The 18239-nt window shown below is 62.2% G+C and carries 15 protein-coding genes and 1 pseudogene; 13 read left to right on the top strand and 3 right to left on the bottom strand.

The window, feature by feature from the left end:
* Nucleotides 1-10 precede the first annotated feature (10 nt).
* Complete coding sequence (locus AQZ49_RS04610) at nucleotides 11-1108, top strand: alpha/beta hydrolase (protein WP_067613363.1); 1098 nt, start codon at nucleotides 11-13, stop codon at nucleotides 1106-1108.
* 37 nt (nucleotides 1109-1145) lie between these two features.
* A complete protein-coding gene (locus tag AQZ49_RS04615; RefSeq protein WP_067613542.1) occupies nucleotides 1146-2162 on the top strand; it encodes a LacI family DNA-binding transcriptional regulator in 1017 nt (338 codons plus the stop codon).
* Nucleotides 2163-2168: 6 nt separating this feature from the next.
* Here the strand turns inward: AQZ49_RS04615 and AQZ49_RS04620 are convergent, their stop codons facing one another.
* Nucleotides 2169-3347: a glycoside hydrolase family 68 protein gene (locus AQZ49_RS04620; protein WP_082701509.1), complete on the bottom strand. Its 1179-nt coding sequence runs from the start codon at nucleotides 3345-3347 to the stop codon at nucleotides 2169-2171.
* 236 nt (nucleotides 3348-3583) lie between these two features.
* Here AQZ49_RS04620 and AQZ49_RS04625 point away from each other — a divergent pair, with 236 nt between their 5' ends.
* Complete coding sequence (locus AQZ49_RS04625; RefSeq protein WP_231738777.1) at nucleotides 3584-4696, top strand: alpha/beta hydrolase; 1113 nt, start codon at nucleotides 3584-3586, stop codon at nucleotides 4694-4696.
* Nucleotides 4697-5050: 354 nt separating this feature from the next.
* On the opposite strand, the gene AQZ49_RS04630 is transcribed toward AQZ49_RS04625, so the two are convergent.
* A complete protein-coding gene (locus AQZ49_RS04630; RefSeq protein WP_231738780.1) occupies nucleotides 5051-6031 on the bottom strand; it encodes an alpha/beta hydrolase in 981 nt (326 codons plus the stop codon).
* Nucleotides 6032-6051: 20 nt separating this feature from the next.
* Complete coding sequence (locus AQZ49_RS04635) at nucleotides 6052-7113, bottom strand: alpha/beta hydrolase (RefSeq protein ID WP_067613368.1); 1062 nt, start codon at nucleotides 7111-7113, stop codon at nucleotides 6052-6054.
* A 236-nt stretch (nucleotides 7114-7349) separates the two neighbouring features.
* On the opposite strand from AQZ49_RS04635, the pseudogene AQZ49_RS22955 reads away from it, so the two are divergent.
* From AQZ49_RS22955 to AQZ49_RS22120, 10 genes and pseudogenes are all read left to right on the top strand, one after another.
* A pseudogene (locus AQZ49_RS22955) lies at nucleotides 7350-7526 on the top strand (LysR family transcriptional regulator); the annotation flags it as partial.
* A 93-nt stretch (nucleotides 7527-7619) separates the two neighbouring features.
* On the top strand, nucleotides 7620-8267 hold the full coding sequence (locus AQZ49_RS04640) for a LysR substrate-binding domain-containing protein (protein ID WP_231738785.1): 648 nt from the start codon (nucleotides 7620-7622) through the stop codon (nucleotides 8265-8267).
* Nucleotides 8268-8363: 96 nt separating this feature from the next.
* Entirely contained in the window at nucleotides 8364-9818 is a 1455-nt protein-coding gene (locus AQZ49_RS04645) for a gamma-aminobutyraldehyde dehydrogenase (RefSeq protein ID WP_082701340.1), read from the top strand.
* 67 nt (nucleotides 9819-9885) lie between these two features.
* Nucleotides 9886-11121, top strand: a complete 1236-nt coding sequence (locus AQZ49_RS04650) for an aromatic ring-hydroxylating oxygenase subunit alpha (protein ID WP_067613371.1) — start codon at nucleotides 9886-9888, stop codon at nucleotides 11119-11121.
* 36 nt (nucleotides 11122-11157) lie between these two features.
* Nucleotides 11158-12255, top strand: a complete 1098-nt coding sequence (locus tag AQZ49_RS04655) for an extracellular solute-binding protein (protein WP_067613372.1) — start codon at nucleotides 11158-11160, stop codon at nucleotides 12253-12255.
* A 12-nt stretch (nucleotides 12256-12267) separates the two neighbouring features.
* Nucleotides 12268-13413, top strand: a complete 1146-nt coding sequence (locus AQZ49_RS04660) for an ABC transporter ATP-binding protein (RefSeq protein ID WP_067613374.1) — start codon at nucleotides 12268-12270, stop codon at nucleotides 13411-13413.
* On the top strand, nucleotides 13410-14321 hold the full coding sequence (locus AQZ49_RS04665; RefSeq protein ID WP_067613376.1) for an ABC transporter permease: 912 nt from the start codon (nucleotides 13410-13412) through the stop codon (nucleotides 14319-14321). Before AQZ49_RS04660 ends, AQZ49_RS04665 begins: the two co-directional genes overlap by 4 nt.
* Entirely contained in the window at nucleotides 14318-15157 is an 840-nt protein-coding gene (locus AQZ49_RS04670; RefSeq protein ID WP_067613377.1) for an ABC transporter permease subunit, read from the top strand. Before AQZ49_RS04665 ends, AQZ49_RS04670 begins: the two co-directional genes overlap by 4 nt.
* Nucleotides 15158-15210: 53 nt before the next feature.
* Entirely contained in the window at nucleotides 15211-17622 is a 2412-nt protein-coding gene (locus tag AQZ49_RS04675) for a TonB-dependent receptor (RefSeq protein ID WP_067613378.1), read from the top strand.
* A 194-nt stretch (nucleotides 17623-17816) separates the two neighbouring features.
* Nucleotides 17817-18221, top strand: a complete 405-nt coding sequence (locus tag AQZ49_RS22120; RefSeq protein WP_156428130.1) for a hypothetical protein — start codon at nucleotides 17817-17819, stop codon at nucleotides 18219-18221.
* Nucleotides 18222-18239: the final 18 nt, after the last annotated feature.

An 18239-nucleotide genomic window follows, 5' to 3' on the forward strand; every position in this document is an offset into this window, starting at 1 on the left:
AGGCGGAGTGATGGACGATGACGCACGACAGGCACCCCGCAGCGGCCCCAGCCGGCGCCAGTTCGTGGCCGGTTCGGCAGCGGCGCTCGCGCTGCGGGCATCGTCTGCACTTGCCGATGCGGGCGGCGGCATGACCGATCCCCTGGCACTGGTCGCCCCCGAACTGCGCGATGCGGCACGCATCGTGCTGGATCAGGCGCGTGCGTTCGGTCCGCTCGATGCCACCAGCCTGCCGCGTCTGCGCACGCTGGCGGCGGGCAAGATGGTCGAACCGGAACCCGACGTGCCAATCGCCGAGCATCGCATTGCGGTTCGGGCGATCGGCGGCGAAGTTGTGGTCTATGTCGTCAACGCCAGGCCGGGACTGGCAAGGCCGGGCATCCTGCACACGCACGGCGGTGGCTTTGTGGTCGATTCGGCCCGCGCCGAGCGCCGCCTCCTGCAAGGCATTGCCCGCGACCTCGACTGCACGATCGTCTCGGTCGAATACAGTCTGGCGCCGGAAGCGCGCTATACCCGCTCGATCGAGGAAAACCACGCCGGGCTGGTGTGGCTCTATGACAATGCTGCCGCTTTGGGCGTCGATCGGGCGCGTATCGCGGTGATGGGCGAAAGCGCGGGCGGGGGCCATGCCGCGCTGCTGGCGATTGCCGCGCGCGATCGCGGCACGGTGCCGCTGGTGTTTCAGGCGCTGGTCTATCCCATGCTGGATGATCGCACCGGCAGCGGGCGCGATCCCGCACCGGGGCTTGGGCGGATTGGCTGGGACGGACCGTCGAACCGGTTTGGCTGGGCCGCGTTCCTGGGTACCGCGCCGGGATCGGCCGATGTTCCGCGCGCGGCGGTTCCTGCCCGCACGGCCAGTCTGGCAGGGCTTGCCCCGGCGTTCATCGCGGTCGGCGGGCTCGACCTGTTCCTGCACGAAGATGTCGACTATGCCCTGCGCCTGACCGATGCGGGCGTGCCTGTGCAACTGCTGGTGACCCCCGGCGCGTTCCACGGGTTTGACCGTGCCGCGCCCGATGCCACGCTTTCGCGCCAGTTCATCGCGGCAAAGCTGGATGCGTTGCGCCGCGCGTTTGCAACGGGTGTTGGCCCGGCGTCATGATTGATATTTGGTGCAAAGTGCCTATCAGAAGGGCTGCATGACAACAGATTACACCAAGGTTCGCAATCTCAAGGAAATCGCGGAGCTTGCGGGTGTATCGACCGCGACCGTGTCACGCGCGCTGACCGGAACCGGGCGGGTCAACGATGAAACGCGCGCGCGCATTGCCGCGCTGGCGCAAAAGCTGGGCTATCATCCCAACATCGTCGCGCGCAACTTGCGCAAGCAAAAGACCTCGACCGTTGGCGTGCTGGTGCCGTTGGGGCACGAAGATATCCAGCACCTGTCCGACCCGTTCTTCAATGCCATGACCGGTTTTCTGGCCGACGCCCTGGCAGAACTGGGCTATGACCTGTTGTTGTCGCGTGTCATCCCGCGCGATGAATTGTGGGTCGAACGGCTTGCCAATTCGGGCCGGGTCGACGGCGTGCTGGTGATTGGCCAGTCGAACCAGTTCGGCGCGCTCGAAGCGATTGCCCGCCGCTATCGACCCCTGGTGGTCTGGGGCGGGCACTACCCGGGGCAGATCCATTGCGCGGTGGGTTCGCAAAACCGCAAGGGCGGCCGCATGGCGGCACGCCATCTGATCGAGCGCGGATGCCGCCGGATCGCGTTTGCCGGGCCCACCGAAGGCCCCGAATTCGGTGAACGATTTGCCGGTGTGTGCGAAGTGGTGGCCGAGGCCGGGCTGGGCGATGGCCTGATCCGGTTGCCCACCCACTTTGAGCTCAACGCCGCCTATTCCGACATCCTCGACTTGTTGCGCGCAACCCCGTTGATGCCCGACGGGATCGTGGCCGGTGCCGACGTTTCGGCGATCGGGGTGATCCGCGCGCTTGGCGCACTGGGCTATCGTGTGCCCGACGATGTGCGCGTGGTGGGCTATGACGGTTTGCCCATCGGTGAATTGCTGACCCCTCCGTTGACTACGGTCGATCAGCAATTGCGGCACGGCGCCGGGCTGATGGTCGATCTGCTGATGCGGCGCATCGCGGGGGAGGATGCGCCGGGCATCCTCATCGATCCGGTGCTGATCGTGCGCGGGTCGACCTGACTGCCATCAGGCGCCGGGGGCTACCCTGGCGCGATCGCCATCCACCAAGAGTGTGAAGAACGGTGCGACATGCCCCTGAAACGCAGCCCGGTGCGCCGTCGGTTGCGCCAGATCGGCCAGGGCGCGCGCAGCGGGGCAATCGACAAAGCTGTTGACCGACAGATCGGGCAGAACCCACCAGCTATAACCCTGCAACGGCTGGGCGCCGGGGTTTCCGGCGACCAGCCCGGTGCCGTTCAGTGGTGCGAACGGGCCCAGCGGGGTGGGCGCCACCGCGCCATAGAGCCCGGTCGGGGCGGCCGGAGTGCCGGGCGCAAAGACTTTGCCATGGGTCGACCAGAACAGATAATAGTGCGCGCCAATCTTGCGCATGTGCGGCCGTTCAAGCTCTGCATTCAGGCCGTCGGCACAGACCACCGGGTCCATCAGCCGCCACGGCCCAATGGTATCGGCCGGCGCACACGCGACGCCGATCCGCCCGTTCCAGGGCGATGCGCTCTGTGCCGAGGATGCCGTGAAAAACACATAGCGGGCGCCGTCGCGGGGGTCTTCGAAGAAACCCGGATCGCGAAACGCCTTGATCATGCCGCCAGCGTCGCGCTGCGCGGTTTCGCGCAGATAGGCCTGCCCGTCGGGGCGGAAGGATTCCTGCGGGCCCGACCAGTTGGTGACGGTGATGGTGCCATCGGCCTGCGCGAGATCGCCGGTGGCCTGGAAGATGCGCTGTTCGAACGTGGTGGCGTCATCGTCCCGGCGACCGGTCGCGGTGAAGAACACGGTAAGCCGTGCTGTGCCGGGATCGAACAGCGCAGAGCCAGACCATTCGCGGCTGCCGGGGGTAAAGCGATCGGGAAAGACCGGGTCCAGGATCGACCACGCGCCCGCCGATCCTGGCGTTTCGCGATGGAGAAAATGGATGCGCGCAAGACCGTGCCGGGCGTCGGGATCGGACATGCGCGGTGCTACCAGGCCCATCCATAACGTACCCGTGCCAAACGGTACGGCCGTGCCATCGGCCTGTTCGACCGGCCACATGTCCCACAAGTCCATGGCATGCCGCTGGTCCGCGGGCAGGCTGCGATGGCCCGGGGCGATCACCGGGATCACATGGTCGGCCTGTGCCGCGATGGCGGCGGTGTGCCGTGCGGTCCATTGCAGATGGGTGGGGGTGCAAATTGCGCTCATTGGCCGTGCGTCGTCATAAGAAATCCCGATCGTCTGCGCCGTGTCGCCATGGCCTGGCACCCGTCGTCGCAGCACCATATGCGCAATCGATTACGACTGGCAATGGGCAGGTGCACAGACCGTTGAACAGGCTTGGTCGATCGGTGTGCAGGTATTGCTTGCAATCGATTGTGCAGTGATGTCTGATTGGCCCGGCGCCGTGCCAGGACTCGCGCAGCGGACAGGGGAGGAACAAGGTGTACAACCGGTTTTTGACACAGGCCCGCGATGTGCTGATCGCAGCGCTGGCGATGTTTTCGATCGCCCCCGGCCAGGTGCTGATGGCGCAGGCTGCACCACCGGTCGTCGTCGATGGCGATGGTACGGTGCATGTTCCGGCGATGACCGTGCCGGTGTCCGGCATGCTCAGTCCCGCGGCGAAGGCCTATGTCGCCGACCACCTGCGCCAGATGCAGCAACCGGCGATGCTGGTGCAGAACAACGGCGTGCCGGTGTTCATGGAGCCCTATCTGCAGCGCCAGAATGCGCTGTTTGCCCACCGGCGGGTGGCGACCACGCTGGGGGGCGTGCCTGTCTACGACTATGCCCCGCAGTCCGGGATTGCAAAGCAGAACCGCCAGCGGGTGCTGATCAACCTGCACGGCGGCGGCTTTTCCGGCTGTTTCCCCGGTTGTGCAGAGCTTGAATCAATTCCGATTGCCACGCTGGGGCGCATCCGGGTGGTCTCGGTCGATTATCGCGAGGCGCCGGGCCATCGCTTTCCTGCGGCCAGCGAGGATGTCGCCAAAGTCTACCAGGCGCTGTTGCGCCGCTATCCGGCCCGCAATATCGGCATCTACGGGTGCTCTGCGGGCGGCATGTTGACCGGCATGGCCACCGCGTGGTTTCAGGCGCACGGTTTGCCCCGGCCGGGGGCGATTGGCATCTTCTGCGCGGGCCTGACGATGTCGGGCTTTGGGTTTGGCGGCGATGCCGATTTTGTGGCCGCTCCGCTGGGCGAAGGCCGTGCCGCCCCGGCCTGGCCACCCGCCGATCCGGGCACGGCATCGAAACTGGCCTATTTTGCGGGAACAGACCCTAACGACCCGCTGGTTTCGCCGGGATCGTCCGATGCCGTCGTGCGCCGCTTTCCGCCAACGCTGATCATCACTGCTTCACGCGGGTTTGAGGTCAGTTCGGCGATCCACGCGCACACACAACTGGTTCGGCTGGGCGTGGAGAGCGATCTGCACGTCTGGGAAGGACTGTTCCACGGCTTTTTCTACAACGCCGACGTACCCGAATCGCGTCAGGCCTATGACGTGATCGTCCGCTTCTTCGATCGGCATCTCGGTCACAGGGGCGGTTGAGGGCACACCCGCTGCGCTTTGGGCGGGGTGGGCAAATTCGACCACGGACTGGTGCCCAGTCGTATGGCCGGAGACGCCGCAGTTGCTGCCGTTGACTAGGATCGAAAAATCCTGATACTTACCCTTGTGAGAGACGTGATTGTCCAGCTTTTGGCGCTCTTGATCGGTGCTGCATTTGGAGTCATTCTCGTGCTAATGCACATCACTCACAACCATGATGCCAATCTCTTCATTGGCGTGATTTCAACCCTGGCGATAAAGGACTGCCTCATCTTCGTTTGGAAGCGAGTGGAATAACATCCGCTTCCCTCCCGAACCAACCATTACAGCCAATCGGGAGCTTTTCCACGCCACCTAGGCGGCGCCATGGCGACCAAGCCAGGCGTCGAACAGGGCGGGCCATAGGGCATTGGATGTGCCGGGGGTTCCCAGCCCAAAGCCATGGCCGCCGTGTTCAAAGAAGTGCGCTTCGGCGGGCACTTTGGCCTTGCGCAGCGCCGCCAGCATCTGAAGGCTGTTTTCGGGTGGCACGGCGGTATCATCCAGCGCATGGGCAAGAAATGTCGGCGGTGTGGCCGCATCGACGTGCCGGTCGGGCGAACGCCGGTCGATCAGCGCCGCATCGGGCGCATCGCCCAGCAGCGATCGTGCTGTCTGGGCGTTGGTCAGCGGCGGCATCAGGGTGATGACCGGATAGATCAGACCGGCGGCGCACGGCCGCGCATCCAGACTGTCTGCGCTGTCGCGCGGCGCATACGTCGGTTCGGCATAGGCCGTCGCCAGCGATGCCGCCAGATGGCCACCCGCCGAATAGCCCAGCACCGCGACATGTGCGGGCTCGATCGCATAGCGGCTGGCCCTGGCGCGGATGATGCGCATCGCGCGTTGCGCATCCTGCAAGGGAACGATCGAGCGATGGTGCCATCCTTCGCCTGGCAGGCGGTGGATCAGCACGAACACAGTATAACCGCGCAGCGCCAGCGCCTCGGCAGTGTCGCCGCCTTCATGCGTGCCGACGATGAACGTATAGGCGCCGCCGGGGATCAGCAGCACGGCGCAGCCATTGCCACGGCGCGGCCGGAACACATGCAGCAGCGGGGTCGCCACGTTGCGAAAGAACCCCGGTGGTGCATCGGCCGGCACCGGCGTTGGCGCAAACCCGCCCTCTGGCGGTGCCTCGTCCCACAGCGGGATGGTTTCCGCCGCGCGCCATGCGGGCGACAGCGGCCCGAGCGGATTTGGCGCCGCTGTTGCGGATTGCGCCGCCGCATCGCCGGCCGCCGATGCCAGGATCAGGCCCGCACCGGCCGCCGTCAGCAGGGTCCGTCGATCCACTGCCGGTTCAACTTTGCGCATCAGCCGTGCACCGCGAACGCGGCCCGCAGCGCACTTTGCCACGCCGCCGTGAATTCGCGCGAAACGCGCGCCTGGGGCACGACAAAATCAAAGGCGTGATAGGCGCCCGGCGTCACGTGCAACTGCACCGGCACATCGGCGACGATCAGGCGCCGCGCATAGTCGATGTCTTCCTGCGCAAAGAGATCGATTGCACCGACGCCGATGAAGCACGGCGCCAGACCGGCCAGATCGGCCACACGCGCCGGAACCGCCTGTCGCGGCACACGGTCAGACCCCGCCGGAACCCCCAGAAAGCATGACCAGCCAAACACGTTGGCCTCTGCCGACCAGCCGATCGGCCTGACCGCCGGCTGCATCGGCACGGTGCCGGTGCGATCGTCGAGCATCGGATAGAGCAACGCCTGATAGCACAGCGGCACTTCGCCACGGTCGCGCGCGGCAATCGCCACCAGCGCGGCCAGTCCGCCGCCCGCGCTCTCGCCCATCACCGCAATCCGGGCAGGATCGACACCCAGCGTGGCCGCGTTGCGGAACAGCCAGACGAGCGCGGCATAGGCGTCATTGACCGGGCCGGGGAACGGCGTTTCGGGCGACAGGCGATAGTCGACATTGACGACAACACAGCCAAGATCGGCGGCCAGCGTCTGGCAAAAGGCGGTCATGTTCTGCGCGCGGCCCGAAATCATGCCGCCACCATGGATATGCAGGATCGCCGGGCGAAGGGGCGAAGCGCCCGGTGCCGCGCCAATCAGTTGCACGGCGACAGCGGGATCGCCAGCCAGACCGGGCACGGTTCGCAGCTCGACCGCCGGGGCAGGGGGCGGCAGCGTGGACGGCGCAACCCAGGATGCGCGCATTGCGGGCAAACCGGCCCGGGTCAGCGGCGGGAATTGCTGCGCCAGCATCGCCTGCGCCGCGGGTCTCAGTTCAGGATCGACGCGTTCGAGCGCGTGGGCAGAAGGCCCGCTGTCGGCCAGCGCCCGCACGCCCGGTGCCATCATCAGCGCCGCGGCGGTCGCCGCCACGCCCCGGTGCAGATCGCGTCGTGTCAGGTCCATTTTCCCTCTCCTTCGATGCCAAATCCGATCCATCAGTGCAATCGATTGTGCATGCGGTCTTCTAGTCGTGGCGAGCCCGAACTGCAATCGCTGTCAGGCACTGCGCCGCGGTGGCATGCATGCAGTCTCCGGCCGGTTGATGATCTTGAGGATGCGAAAGTCATAGGCGGATATTTGTTTTTTCGATATGCTGATCGCGGCTTCAATCCTGTCGCGCGGAGCATGTCACAACCGCAATGATCTCGATCCGCTCCTTGCAGTATTTCATTGCGGTTGCAAAGGAAGCATCGATCACCGGTGCGACGCAGCGAGTCAATATCTCACAATCCGCAGTGACCGCCGCCATCCGTAACATAGAGGTAGAAGTCGGCGTCAAGTTGTTTCAGCGTCATGCGCGCGGGATGACCCTGACCCATGAAGGTCATATTTTCCTGCGTCACGCTGAAAACTTGATGTCGGCGTATGACCGTACTTGCAACGCCGTACGCAAAAGGCTGGACAGTCCTTTGGCTGGCAGCCTGGCGCTGGGCATTACGCCCCTGCTGATCGGGTATTTCCTGGCGCCGATTCTTGATCGCTATGGGCGCTCGTATCCCGATGTTTCGGTCAATGTGGTGGAACATCGCACCGAATTCCTGCGCCACCATCTGCTGGGCGGGGAAATCGATGCGGCGGTGGTGTTGCTGTCGGGCCTGGAGGGGTCGCGTGCCTTTCACACCCAGTTGATGGTCGAATCGCCCTGGCATGTGTGGGTTTCGCCCAGCCACCCGCTGGCCTGTGCCGAATGCCTCGACTGGGCGGACCTGGCGCGGCACCGGCTGGTCTATCTGCAGCACGAGGCGTTGGGCGACTTTCTCCACTTGCGCGAGGTTTCGCGCCATGTGCCAGACGACATGCTGATCCGCACCACCTCGATCGAGGCGGTGCGCAATCTGGTCGCGCGCGGCGTGGGTTGTGCGATCCTGCCCGATTTCATCTTCCGCAATTGGTCGCTCGACGGCGATCGTCTGGAAACGCGGGATTTTTCTGCCCCGATCGAACCGGTCTCGATCGGTCTTGCCTGGCGCCGTGGATATCCGGTCGGCGCCAACACGCTGGGGCTGATAGAAATCGCGGGCGAGGTCTACAGAACCAAGGCGGGTTTTGAGGTATAGATAAATGCGATAGATCGTCGCCAATATTCCGATTTGTCGCGCTTCGATGACCGTGCCTAATCTGCTGTCATGCATCGATAGACTGTGCATCGATAAATGGGTGACCGGGCCGTGGCGCAGGCAATGCTCAACGACAAGTTGCTGATCAATGGCGCGTTTGTGGTCGGCACCGGTCCGGCCGAACCGATCTTCAACGCGGCGACCGGCGCGGTGATCGCCCACATTCCCGAAGCGTCCGAAGACCAGATCATGGCGGCGGTGGCGGCGGCATCGGCGGCCTTCCCCGCCTGGTCGGCCACCACGCCACGCGCCCGTGCCGAGATGCTGATGGAACTGGCCGCGCGTATCGAAAGCCATGGCGCGGCCCTGGCGGCGCTCGAGTGCCTGAATTGCGGCAAACCCCATGCGACCATGGTGGCGGACGAGATTCCGGGCGTCGCCGATGTGTTCCGCTATTTCGCGGGCGCCATCCGCTGCATGATGGCGATCTCGGCGGGTGAATATCTGGAGGGGTGCACCAGCTATGTCCGGCGCGATCCGATCGGGGTGGTCGCCTCGATCGTGCCCTGGAACTATCCCTTGTGGATGGCCTCGTGGAAATTGGCGCCCGCGCTCGCTGCGGGCAATTGCGTGGTGCTCAAACCATCCGAACAGACCCCGCTGACGGCACTGGCGCTGGCAGGTCTGGCAGCGGATATCTTTCCCAAGGGCGTGATCAATGTCATCACCGGGCGCGGGGAAAGTGTCGGTGCACCGCTGGCTAGCCAGCCGGCCATCAGCATGATTGCGGTAACGGGCGATGTGCTTACCGGCCAGCGCGTGATCGAAAGCGCGGCCCGCACGATCAAGCGCACGCATCTCGAACTGGGCGGCAAGGCCCCGGTCATCCTGTTCGACGATTGCGACATTGCCGCCGCGATCGAAGGGCTGCGGGTGTTCAGCTTTTACAACGCCGGGCAGGATTGCACGGCGGCCTGCCGGATCTATGCCGAGAGCGGGATCTACGAGCGTTTTGTCGCGGAATTTTCCGCCGCGGTCAGCACGATCAAGGTCGGCGCACCCTATGACGAGGGTGTCGAGATGGGCCCGATCATCAACGCCAAACAGCGCGCGCGCGTCGCCAGCTTTGTCGAACGCGCCGCCGAACTGCCGCATACCGAGATCGTCTGCGGGGGCAGGGCGCTCGATCGCGAAGGGTTTTTCTATGCACCCACGATCGTCGCCAATGCGGCGCAGGATGATGAGATCGTCCGCAGCGAAGTGTTCGGGCCGGTGGTGTCGGTTACCCGTTTCGAAGGCGCGGAGCAGGCGCTTAGCTTTGCCAATGATAGCCCTTACGGCCTGTCATCCTCGGTATGGACGCGCGACATCGGCAGGGCGATGGCGATCACCAAGCGTCTGCAATACGGCGTTTCCTGGGTGAACACCCATTTCCTGTCGACCAGCGAGATGCCGCACGGCGGCATGAAGAATTCGGGCTATGGCAAGGACCTGTCGGTCTACAGCCTGGAGGATTACTCTGTCGCCCGGCATGTCATGATAAAGCATTAGTCCGGACCGCCGTGAATCCGTAATCATCATCCGCAGGGCGCAAGAAACCGCAAGTCGAGGTGGCAATATGACCAATGCAGCGACACAAGATCTGCCCAAGCATGATCGGGCCAATCACGACTGGGATCGTCGTGGCCTGCCCGGCTGGGCCTATCACAACGAAGCCTTGCTGGCGCTGGAGATGGAGGAGCTGTTCAAGACCCATTGGCAGATCGTCGGTCATGTCAGCGATGTGCCAAAACCGGGCGATTTCATCACGTTCGATGTCGGGCCGGAACGGGCGATGGTGATGCGCGGCGATGATGGTCAATGCCGCGCCTTCCACAATCTGTGCCGCCACCGGGGATCGCGTGTCGTGGCGAACCAGACCGGCCATTGCACGAATGCGATTGTCTGCCCGTTTCACGGCTGGGTCTACAATTTCGACGGCACCTTGCGCGGACCGGCGCGGCCGGATTCCTATCCCGGCATGGACAAATCCAAGTTCGGTCTTGCCCCGATCGAACTGGAAGTATGGATGGGTTTCCTGTTCATCCGGTTCAGTCCCGGGCCGCAAAAATCGGTGAAGGAGCACCTTCAGCCCTACCAGGCCGAATTTGCCATGCACCAGACCGAAAGCCTGGTCCCGACCGGCGTTCCGCAATTTTCAGAGCTGGCGGTCAACTGGAAATCGGTGCGCGATGTCGACAACGAAGGCTATCACGTGCCCATCGCCCACCCCGCGCTTCAGGATCTTTACGGTTTTAATTACAAGGACTTGCAGTACGGCCCGGGGCTGTCGGTGGCCAAAGGCACGTTTTCGCCGAACAGCGGCCGCCGCTGGAGCGTGCGCAATTATACCAGGCTGACGCAGCCCCAGGCGGGCCTGCCGGCAGAGCGTCATCATTTGTGGTCCTATTTCGGCCTGTTTCCCAACAATGTCTTTTTCCTGGGACCCGAAGCGGCCTATTTCTATCAGGAGCTGCCGGTCGACGTGAACCGGTCGATCGTCCGCACCTCGGTTTACCGCTATCCGACGGAAACCCGGCAGCAGAAACTGGCCCGATACCTGATGGCCCGGATCGATCGCGATACGTTCGAAGAGGATCGGCAACTGTCGATCTGGTCGAATGAATCGATGAAATCGTCGGCCTTCGAAGACTTCCACTTGTCCGATCTGGAAATCGGCGTGCGCAGGCACCACGATCAGTTGCGCCAGGTCCTGCCGGTCGTGCGGATGGCCACCCCGCCTGCCGCTGGCGAAATGGCGCAGCGCAATGCCGCCATGCGGCAAGAGTCGAACCTGCGCGGCACCGATGGTTGATCGGCAGATATTCGTGCAGATCGGGCCGGGGGCATCATGACCATCACGCGCCGCGAAGCGCTGAAGGTGTCTGCGCCATTGCTCGCGATACCCTGGTGCATGAGCTGCGCGAAAATCGAAGATGGTCTGAATATCTACAGTTGGGCCGACTATATCGGCGAAACCACCATTGCCGATTTTTCAAAAATTTCCGGCATAAAGGTCAATTACGATACCTATAATTCCACCCCGGAAATGGAAGCCAAGATGCTCGCGGGCAGCACCGGCTATGATGTGGTCATCCACTCCGGTGTCACACTGCGGGATTTCGTTAAGGCGGGTGTCTACGACCGGCTCGACAAACGCAGATTGCCGAACTGGAAAAATCTCGACCCGGCGGTGCTGTCGATTGCTTCGGGCTATAATCAGGACAATGCCTATGGCGTGCCCTATATGTGGGGCTCGACGGGCATGACCTACAATCTGGACATGGTCCGCCAGCGTCTTCCCGGTGCCGACCTGGAATCTCTGGATACCATCCTTGACCCGGCCAATGCGTCCAGACTGGCCGATTGCGGAATTTCCCTGCTCGATGACCAGTCGCTGATCTGGGAAGTGATGTCCTATTTGGGCAAGCCCCAGGATGTCTACACCAAGGCGGTGATGGATGACGTCGTAAAGACCGTCAAGCGCATCAGGCCCTATGTGCGAACCTTCGACAGTTCGAATTTTCTGGTGTCATTGCCCAATAAAGAGATGTGCGCCGTCAACAATTGGTCCGGGGACTATGCCACGGCCCGTCGGCGCGCCAAAGAGGCAGGTGTCGACATCAATCTCGGATATTTCGTGCCGAAAACCAAATCGCCGGCATGGGTGGATATGTATTGCATCGTCTCTGACGGACTTAACAAAAATAATGCCTATAAATTCCTCAATTACATGATGATTCCCGAAGTGATTGCCCAGTGTACCAATCACATCAAATACGCCAACGCCAATCTCGCCTCGCGCAAATTCGTCGATCGCAGCGTGTTGGATGATCCCACCATTTACCCGACCAGGGATGTGCTGGCGCGGCTCTATGCCCCCAAATCCCTGTCGGCGGCGGACAGCCGCCTGATCAACGATGCCCTCAACGCGATCAAGGCAGGCTAGGCGGTGGAAACAATGGGGGACCCGGATCGCCAATCACCCACGCCACCCGGCCGTGCGTCCGACCGGTTTATATCGGTCCGCAATGTCGCAAAGCGCTTTGGCAGTTTCACCGCCGTGGACGGCGTGTCGCTCGATATCGGCAAAGGGGAACTGTTTGCGCTGCTGGGCTCGTCCGGCTGCGGCAAGACGACGCTTCTGCGCATGCTGGCGGGGTTCGAGCAGCCCAGTTCCGGCCAGATTTTCATCGATGGGGAGGATATGGCCGGGATTGCGCCGTACCATCGCCCGGTCAACATGATGTTCCAATCCTATGCGCTGTTTCCGCATATGACCGTTGAAAAGAACATCGGCTATGGCCTGAAGCACGAGCGGATGGCCAAATCAGAGCGCGACGACCGCGTGGCGGCAATGCTCGATCTGGTGCAACTGCGCGATTTTGCGCGGCGCCATCCGCACCAGCTCTCCGGCGGCCAGCGCCAGCGCGTGGCGCTGGCCCGTGCCCTGGCCAAACAGCCCAAGCTGCTGCTGCTGGATGAACCGCTGGGCGCGCTGGACAAGAAATTGCGCGAACAGACCCAATTTGAAATTGCCAATATTCAGTACGAAACCGGCATAACCTTTGTGGTGGTCACCCATGACCAGGAAGAGGCGATGACCCTGGCTTCGCGGATCGCCATCATGGATCGTGGCGCGATCCGGCAACTCGATACGCCAAAGAATGTCTATGAATTTCCCGGCAGCCGGTTTGTTGCCTCGTTCATCGGATCGGTCAATCTGTTCGATGGCGAACTCGTTCGGATCGACGGCGATTTTGCAGACGTTGCCGTTCCCGACCTCGGCATCACCTTGCGCGCGCTCAGGCGCGGCGATCTGCGCGGCAAGGGCAGGCTGACGTGCGCATTCAGGCCGGAAAAAGTGCACATGTCGCGCCAAAAGCCCGACGGTATGGGCAACACGATACAAGGCGTGGTGCTGGATTTCGGCTATTTCGGCAAGGATTCGCTTTATCGCATAAAAATGGCAACACAGGCGCTGGTTCGCGTGAATGCCACCAACGATCTGCGCGCCGGCGATGATGAAATCGTCGCCACGTGGGAAGACGAAGTCTATCTGTCGATCGATCCCAAGGCGATCATGATCTTCGAGGACGAGGCGTGAAGCCGGGGGGGTGGTTCGATCGCAGGGGATGGTCCGATATCATCGTCGGCGTGCCCTATGCATGGGCCATCGTGTTCATTCTCGCGCCGATCTGTATCGTGACGGCGCTCAGTTTTGCCGTGCCGGTGCTCAATTCGCCGCCGTACCAGTTTGTGCACACCTGGCCGTTTGTCTCGATCGCCAGTTTCCAGAGGCTTTTTACCGACAGCATTTATATCCGCTCGTTCAGCGTGTCGCTGTTCAATGCGTCGATTGCAACGGTGCTTTGCCTGCTGATCGGCTATCCCATGGCGCTGGGTCTGACGCGGGTTTCAAAGGCGGCCAATCGTGTCCTGCTGATGTTGATAGTCCTGCCGTTCTGGACCTCGTTTCTGTTGCGGGTCTACGCGTGGATCGGTCTGATGGGCAACAACAGTTGGTTCAATCGCCTGCTGACAGTGCTCTATAATATCCTGGTTCCGCAGGCCTGGCATCTTGCCAATATCCAGATCATGTACACCAATTTTGCCGTCATATTCGTGGTGGTCTATTCTTATCTGCCGTTCATGATCCTGCCGCTCTATGCCAATCTCGAAAAACTCGATCGGACGCTTGATGAGGCCGCGATGGATCTTGGTTCGCGCCCCTACCAGGTGTTTCTCGATGTGACCCTGCCGCTGTCGATGCCCGGCATCATCGCGGGCGGACTGCTGGTGTTCATCCCCTCGGCCGGTGAACTGGTCATCCCGAGCCTGGTCGGCAACATGTCCGACCCGATGATCGGGGCAATCATTTCCCAGGAATTCGGGCTCAATCACGATTGGCCAATGGCGGCGGCAATCTCGGTGGCGCTGCTGTTCGTGCTGGTTGTGCCATTGATGGCCTATACCCGCTATCAGTCGCGCGCCGAAGCCGGAGGCGCGCCATGAAGCGGCTTTCGACGTTCCTGCTGACGATGATGGCCCTGGGCTATGTCTATTTGTATGCGCCGATCATCTCGCTGATCGTCTTTTCGTTCAACAAATCGCGGCTGGTCACGGTGTGGGGCGGGTTTTCCACGGTGTGGTACGCCAGACTGTTCGAAAACACGCAAATCCTCGACGCGGCTTGGTTGAGCCTGCGGCTCGCGCTGATCAGCGCCACGGTCGCCACGATCCTGGGCACGATGGCGGGCATTGCGCTGGTGCGGTTCGGGCCGTTCAGGGGGCGGACGATGCTGTCCGGGCTGATCAGCACGCCGCTGGTCATGCCCGAAGTGCTGACCGGGGTTTCCACGCTGATGCTGTTCCTGCTGATGGCGAAGTGGATCGGATGGCCCGCCCGACGCGGATTTTCCACCCTGCTGATCGCACACATCACGTTCAGCATGACCTATGTCACCACGGTCATCACCTCGCGATTGTCGGCGATCGACATTTCGATTGAAGAGGCTGCGCTGGATCTGGGGTCGACGCCCTGGCAGGTTTTGCGCGATATCACTTTGCCGGTCATATCGCCGGCGATCCTGTCGGGCTGGCTGCTCGCTTTCACGATCTCGCTCGATGATGTCGTGATCACCAGTTTCACCAATGGCCCCGGCTACAACACTTTGCCGATGCTGGTCTGGGCCAAGGTCCGGCTCGGCGTCACGCCCGATATCAACGCCCTGGGCAGCCTGATCGTCGCCGTGGTGGCGATCGGGGTAACCGTTTCGTCGGTCGTCCTCACCCGGAATGAACGACGGCGCGAACGCGATATCCAGGCAGCCCTGTTGGGGGACCATTGATCGACAAGGCCCGGCGCCCTTGCCGGGTGCCGTGCAACCAGAACGGAAAGGCCATGACAATGTCCAAGCGCAATATTCGGTTTGCCGTGTCCGCTCTGGCGGTGGCCTTGATGCTGGCAGGGGCGCCGCACGGGTTTGCGCAGACACGCCCGGACAACACGGCGACGGCCAGCGTTGCCCCGGTCAATGCCGATGACATTGTCGTGACTGCCACGCGCAAGTCCGAAATCCTATCCAGGGTGCCGATCAGCATCAGCGCGTTCGATACAAAAAAGCTTGATATCGTGGGTATCAAGAACGCGCAGGATCTGGCGAAATTCACCCCCGGCATTGCCATAGACCCCACCAACAACAACATTTCCATCCGGGGGATCAGTTCGACCGCAGGTTCGGGCACGACCGGGATTTATATCGACGATACCCCGGTCCAGATCCGCAACATCGATGTCGAAGCCACCAATTCCCTGCCCAATGTGTTCGATCTTGCGCGGGTCGAGGTTTTGCGCGGCCCGCAGGGCACCTTGTTCGGTACGGGCGCAGAGGGCGGGGCGATCCGCTATATCACCAACCAGCCCAGCCTCACCACCTTCACCGCCACCGCGCATGCCGAACTGGCTGCGACGCAGGGCGGCGCGCCAAGCTATGAACTGGGCGCGGCAGTGGGCGGCCCGATCATCAAGGACACGCTGGGGTTCCGCATCAGCGCCTGGTACCGTCAGGATGGCGGCTGGATCGATCAGGCCGATTATCAGACCGGGGCGACCCTGAAGACCAACATCAACCAGTCGGGAACGTATGTCCTGCGCGGCGCGCTGACATATTCGCCGGGCGGAGACTGGACGATCACCCCGGCATTCAATTTCGAAAACCGGCGCAAGAACGATTGGGACATGTATTATGTCGCCTCGTCCAACCCGGCGACGGATCAATTCGTTACCCAGTCACCGGACCCGCAATACGATCACGACCGGTTTTATATCGCATCGCTGAAAATCGATCACAGCGGCGATCATGTCCACTTTGTTTCGAACACGTCGTATTACAATCGCAAGGAAGACCTTAGCCTGTTTTCCGGCACGCTCTACAACCTGTCGTATTATGAACACTTTACCGAGGCGGGAGAGGACCCCCAGACCAATCCTTGTTCCAGTTGCGTAACCGGGCCGCTGCTGTCGACCACCGGGCCGAACCTGGGGTCGTTCGGCCGCTATGATGCGCTGGGCCTGACCACCAACACGCAGAAGAATTTCACCCAGGAAATCAGGCTCGAATCGGTCGACAAGACGGCCCGGTTCGGCTGGTTGATCGGCGCGTTCTATGGCCGCAACACGCAGTTCAACAACGATTACGATGTCGATCCGCAACTGCCGGCGCTCACCCAGTATCTGTGGGGTGAAACCATGCAGCAGGCCTGGGGAGAGGACTTGCTGCCCGGCAATCTGGATTACACCAGCAAGATTACCGCGCATGATGAACAAGGGGCGATTTTCGGCAACGTCAGCTACCAGATTACCCAAAAGCTGAAGATCGATGCCGGGCTGCGCGTCGCGATCACCCATTTCGATTATACGGCCTATTCGGATGGACCAACTTATATCTATGACAATGGCGGCGTTCCGGTCACTGCGGGCAGCAGCAAGAACGAACATCCGCTGACCCCCAAGGTCAACATTTCCTATCAGGCCGATCCCGGAAATCTGTTCTATGCCACGTATGCCAAAGGCTATCGGGTCGGCGGGGCCACCCCGCCGCTGCCCGAACTGCTGTGCGGGGGCACATTTCCCACCGCCTACAATTCGGATTCGGTCAACAGCTATGAAATCGGAGCCAAGAACAAGCTGTTCGGCGGGCATTTGTCGGTCGCTTCCAGCGCATTCTACGTCAAATGGAACAATATCCAGACATCGAATTACGTGCCGACCTGTGGGCTGAACTTTACCACCAATTCCGGCACCGCAACCAGCAAGGGCTTTGACCTGCAGGCGCGCATCCTGGTGGACAGCCATCTGAGCATCGAGGCCACCACCGGCTATACCTCCGCAACCTTCGACGGTGACGCAACGGTTCCCGGCACGGGCTTCATCGTTGCCGCCAAGGGCGATGCCATCGATGTTGCGCCGTGGACCGCCACGTTCGCCACGCAGTACGATTTCCAGATCGGCGAGAGGAAGGGGTTTGTGCGCGCAGACGGCGAATTTGCCTCGCACCGCACCCGGCCGTCGGTGGTGGAGGACCCCCAGACCGAATTCTACGACCCCAGCCTCTATCCCAACCCGTCGACCTTTCAGGCCTCGGTGCGCGCCGGCATGACCTTCGGGCCGCTGGATGTCGCGCTGTTCGTCAACAATCTGCTCAACGCCCACCCGATGCTCTATCGCAACCACGAGGATGCGCAGACCCCGCTTTACGAGGCAACGACCTTTCGGCCGCGTACGTTCGGCCTGAGCCTCAACTGGCAATATTGATGGGCTGATCCGCGCGTAGTGGCAGGCCGATACTGAAAAGGTCGCACACCCAAGTGCGTCGGTATTGGATCCGGGCGGTCGACCAACCTAAAAGACGCATGCTCAAGGGCGCGGCCAGTGGTCCGTGCGCTACGTCGGGTCGGTCGGACCCAAAACCTGCCCATCATGGAAAAACGCTCGAGGCCAATCGTGTCATGAACAGCGCACTGATCGTCATCAAACCCGATTGCCGGACAATCACGAAAACAGAGACGACCATCGCCCGTGGTCGTGTCCAGAGGCGCCAACGGTCTGGTTTCAGCTCCAGCGCGGTTCGTACCACCACCCGTCGATCGGCGAGCGAAGTCGTTGCCCGGTTCTCTGCGCCGACGATGGTTGCTCCGCGACCGATGGCGTCAGCCGAGCGCCGGTCCCGTCGTGGCGCGCCTGCGACACTGCTTGCGGTTGGCGTTGGGGTGTCGGTGTGGTTGGGGGCGATCGCTTGGGTCGGCGGGCGTTTGGCTGACCCGACGATCGCAACGGCGGTGGTCAGTTATGTCAGCCTGCCGTTCCTGGTGTTGTTCAAGCCGAGTGTTGAGCGCAGGCGTTATCGCCGTTGATCGCATGGGGCCGGGTCG

Origin of the sequence: Novosphingobium sp. FSW06-99, assembly GCF_001519065.1 — a bacterium.
Taxonomy (GTDB): Bacteria; Pseudomonadota; Alphaproteobacteria; order Sphingomonadales; family Sphingomonadaceae; genus Novosphingobium.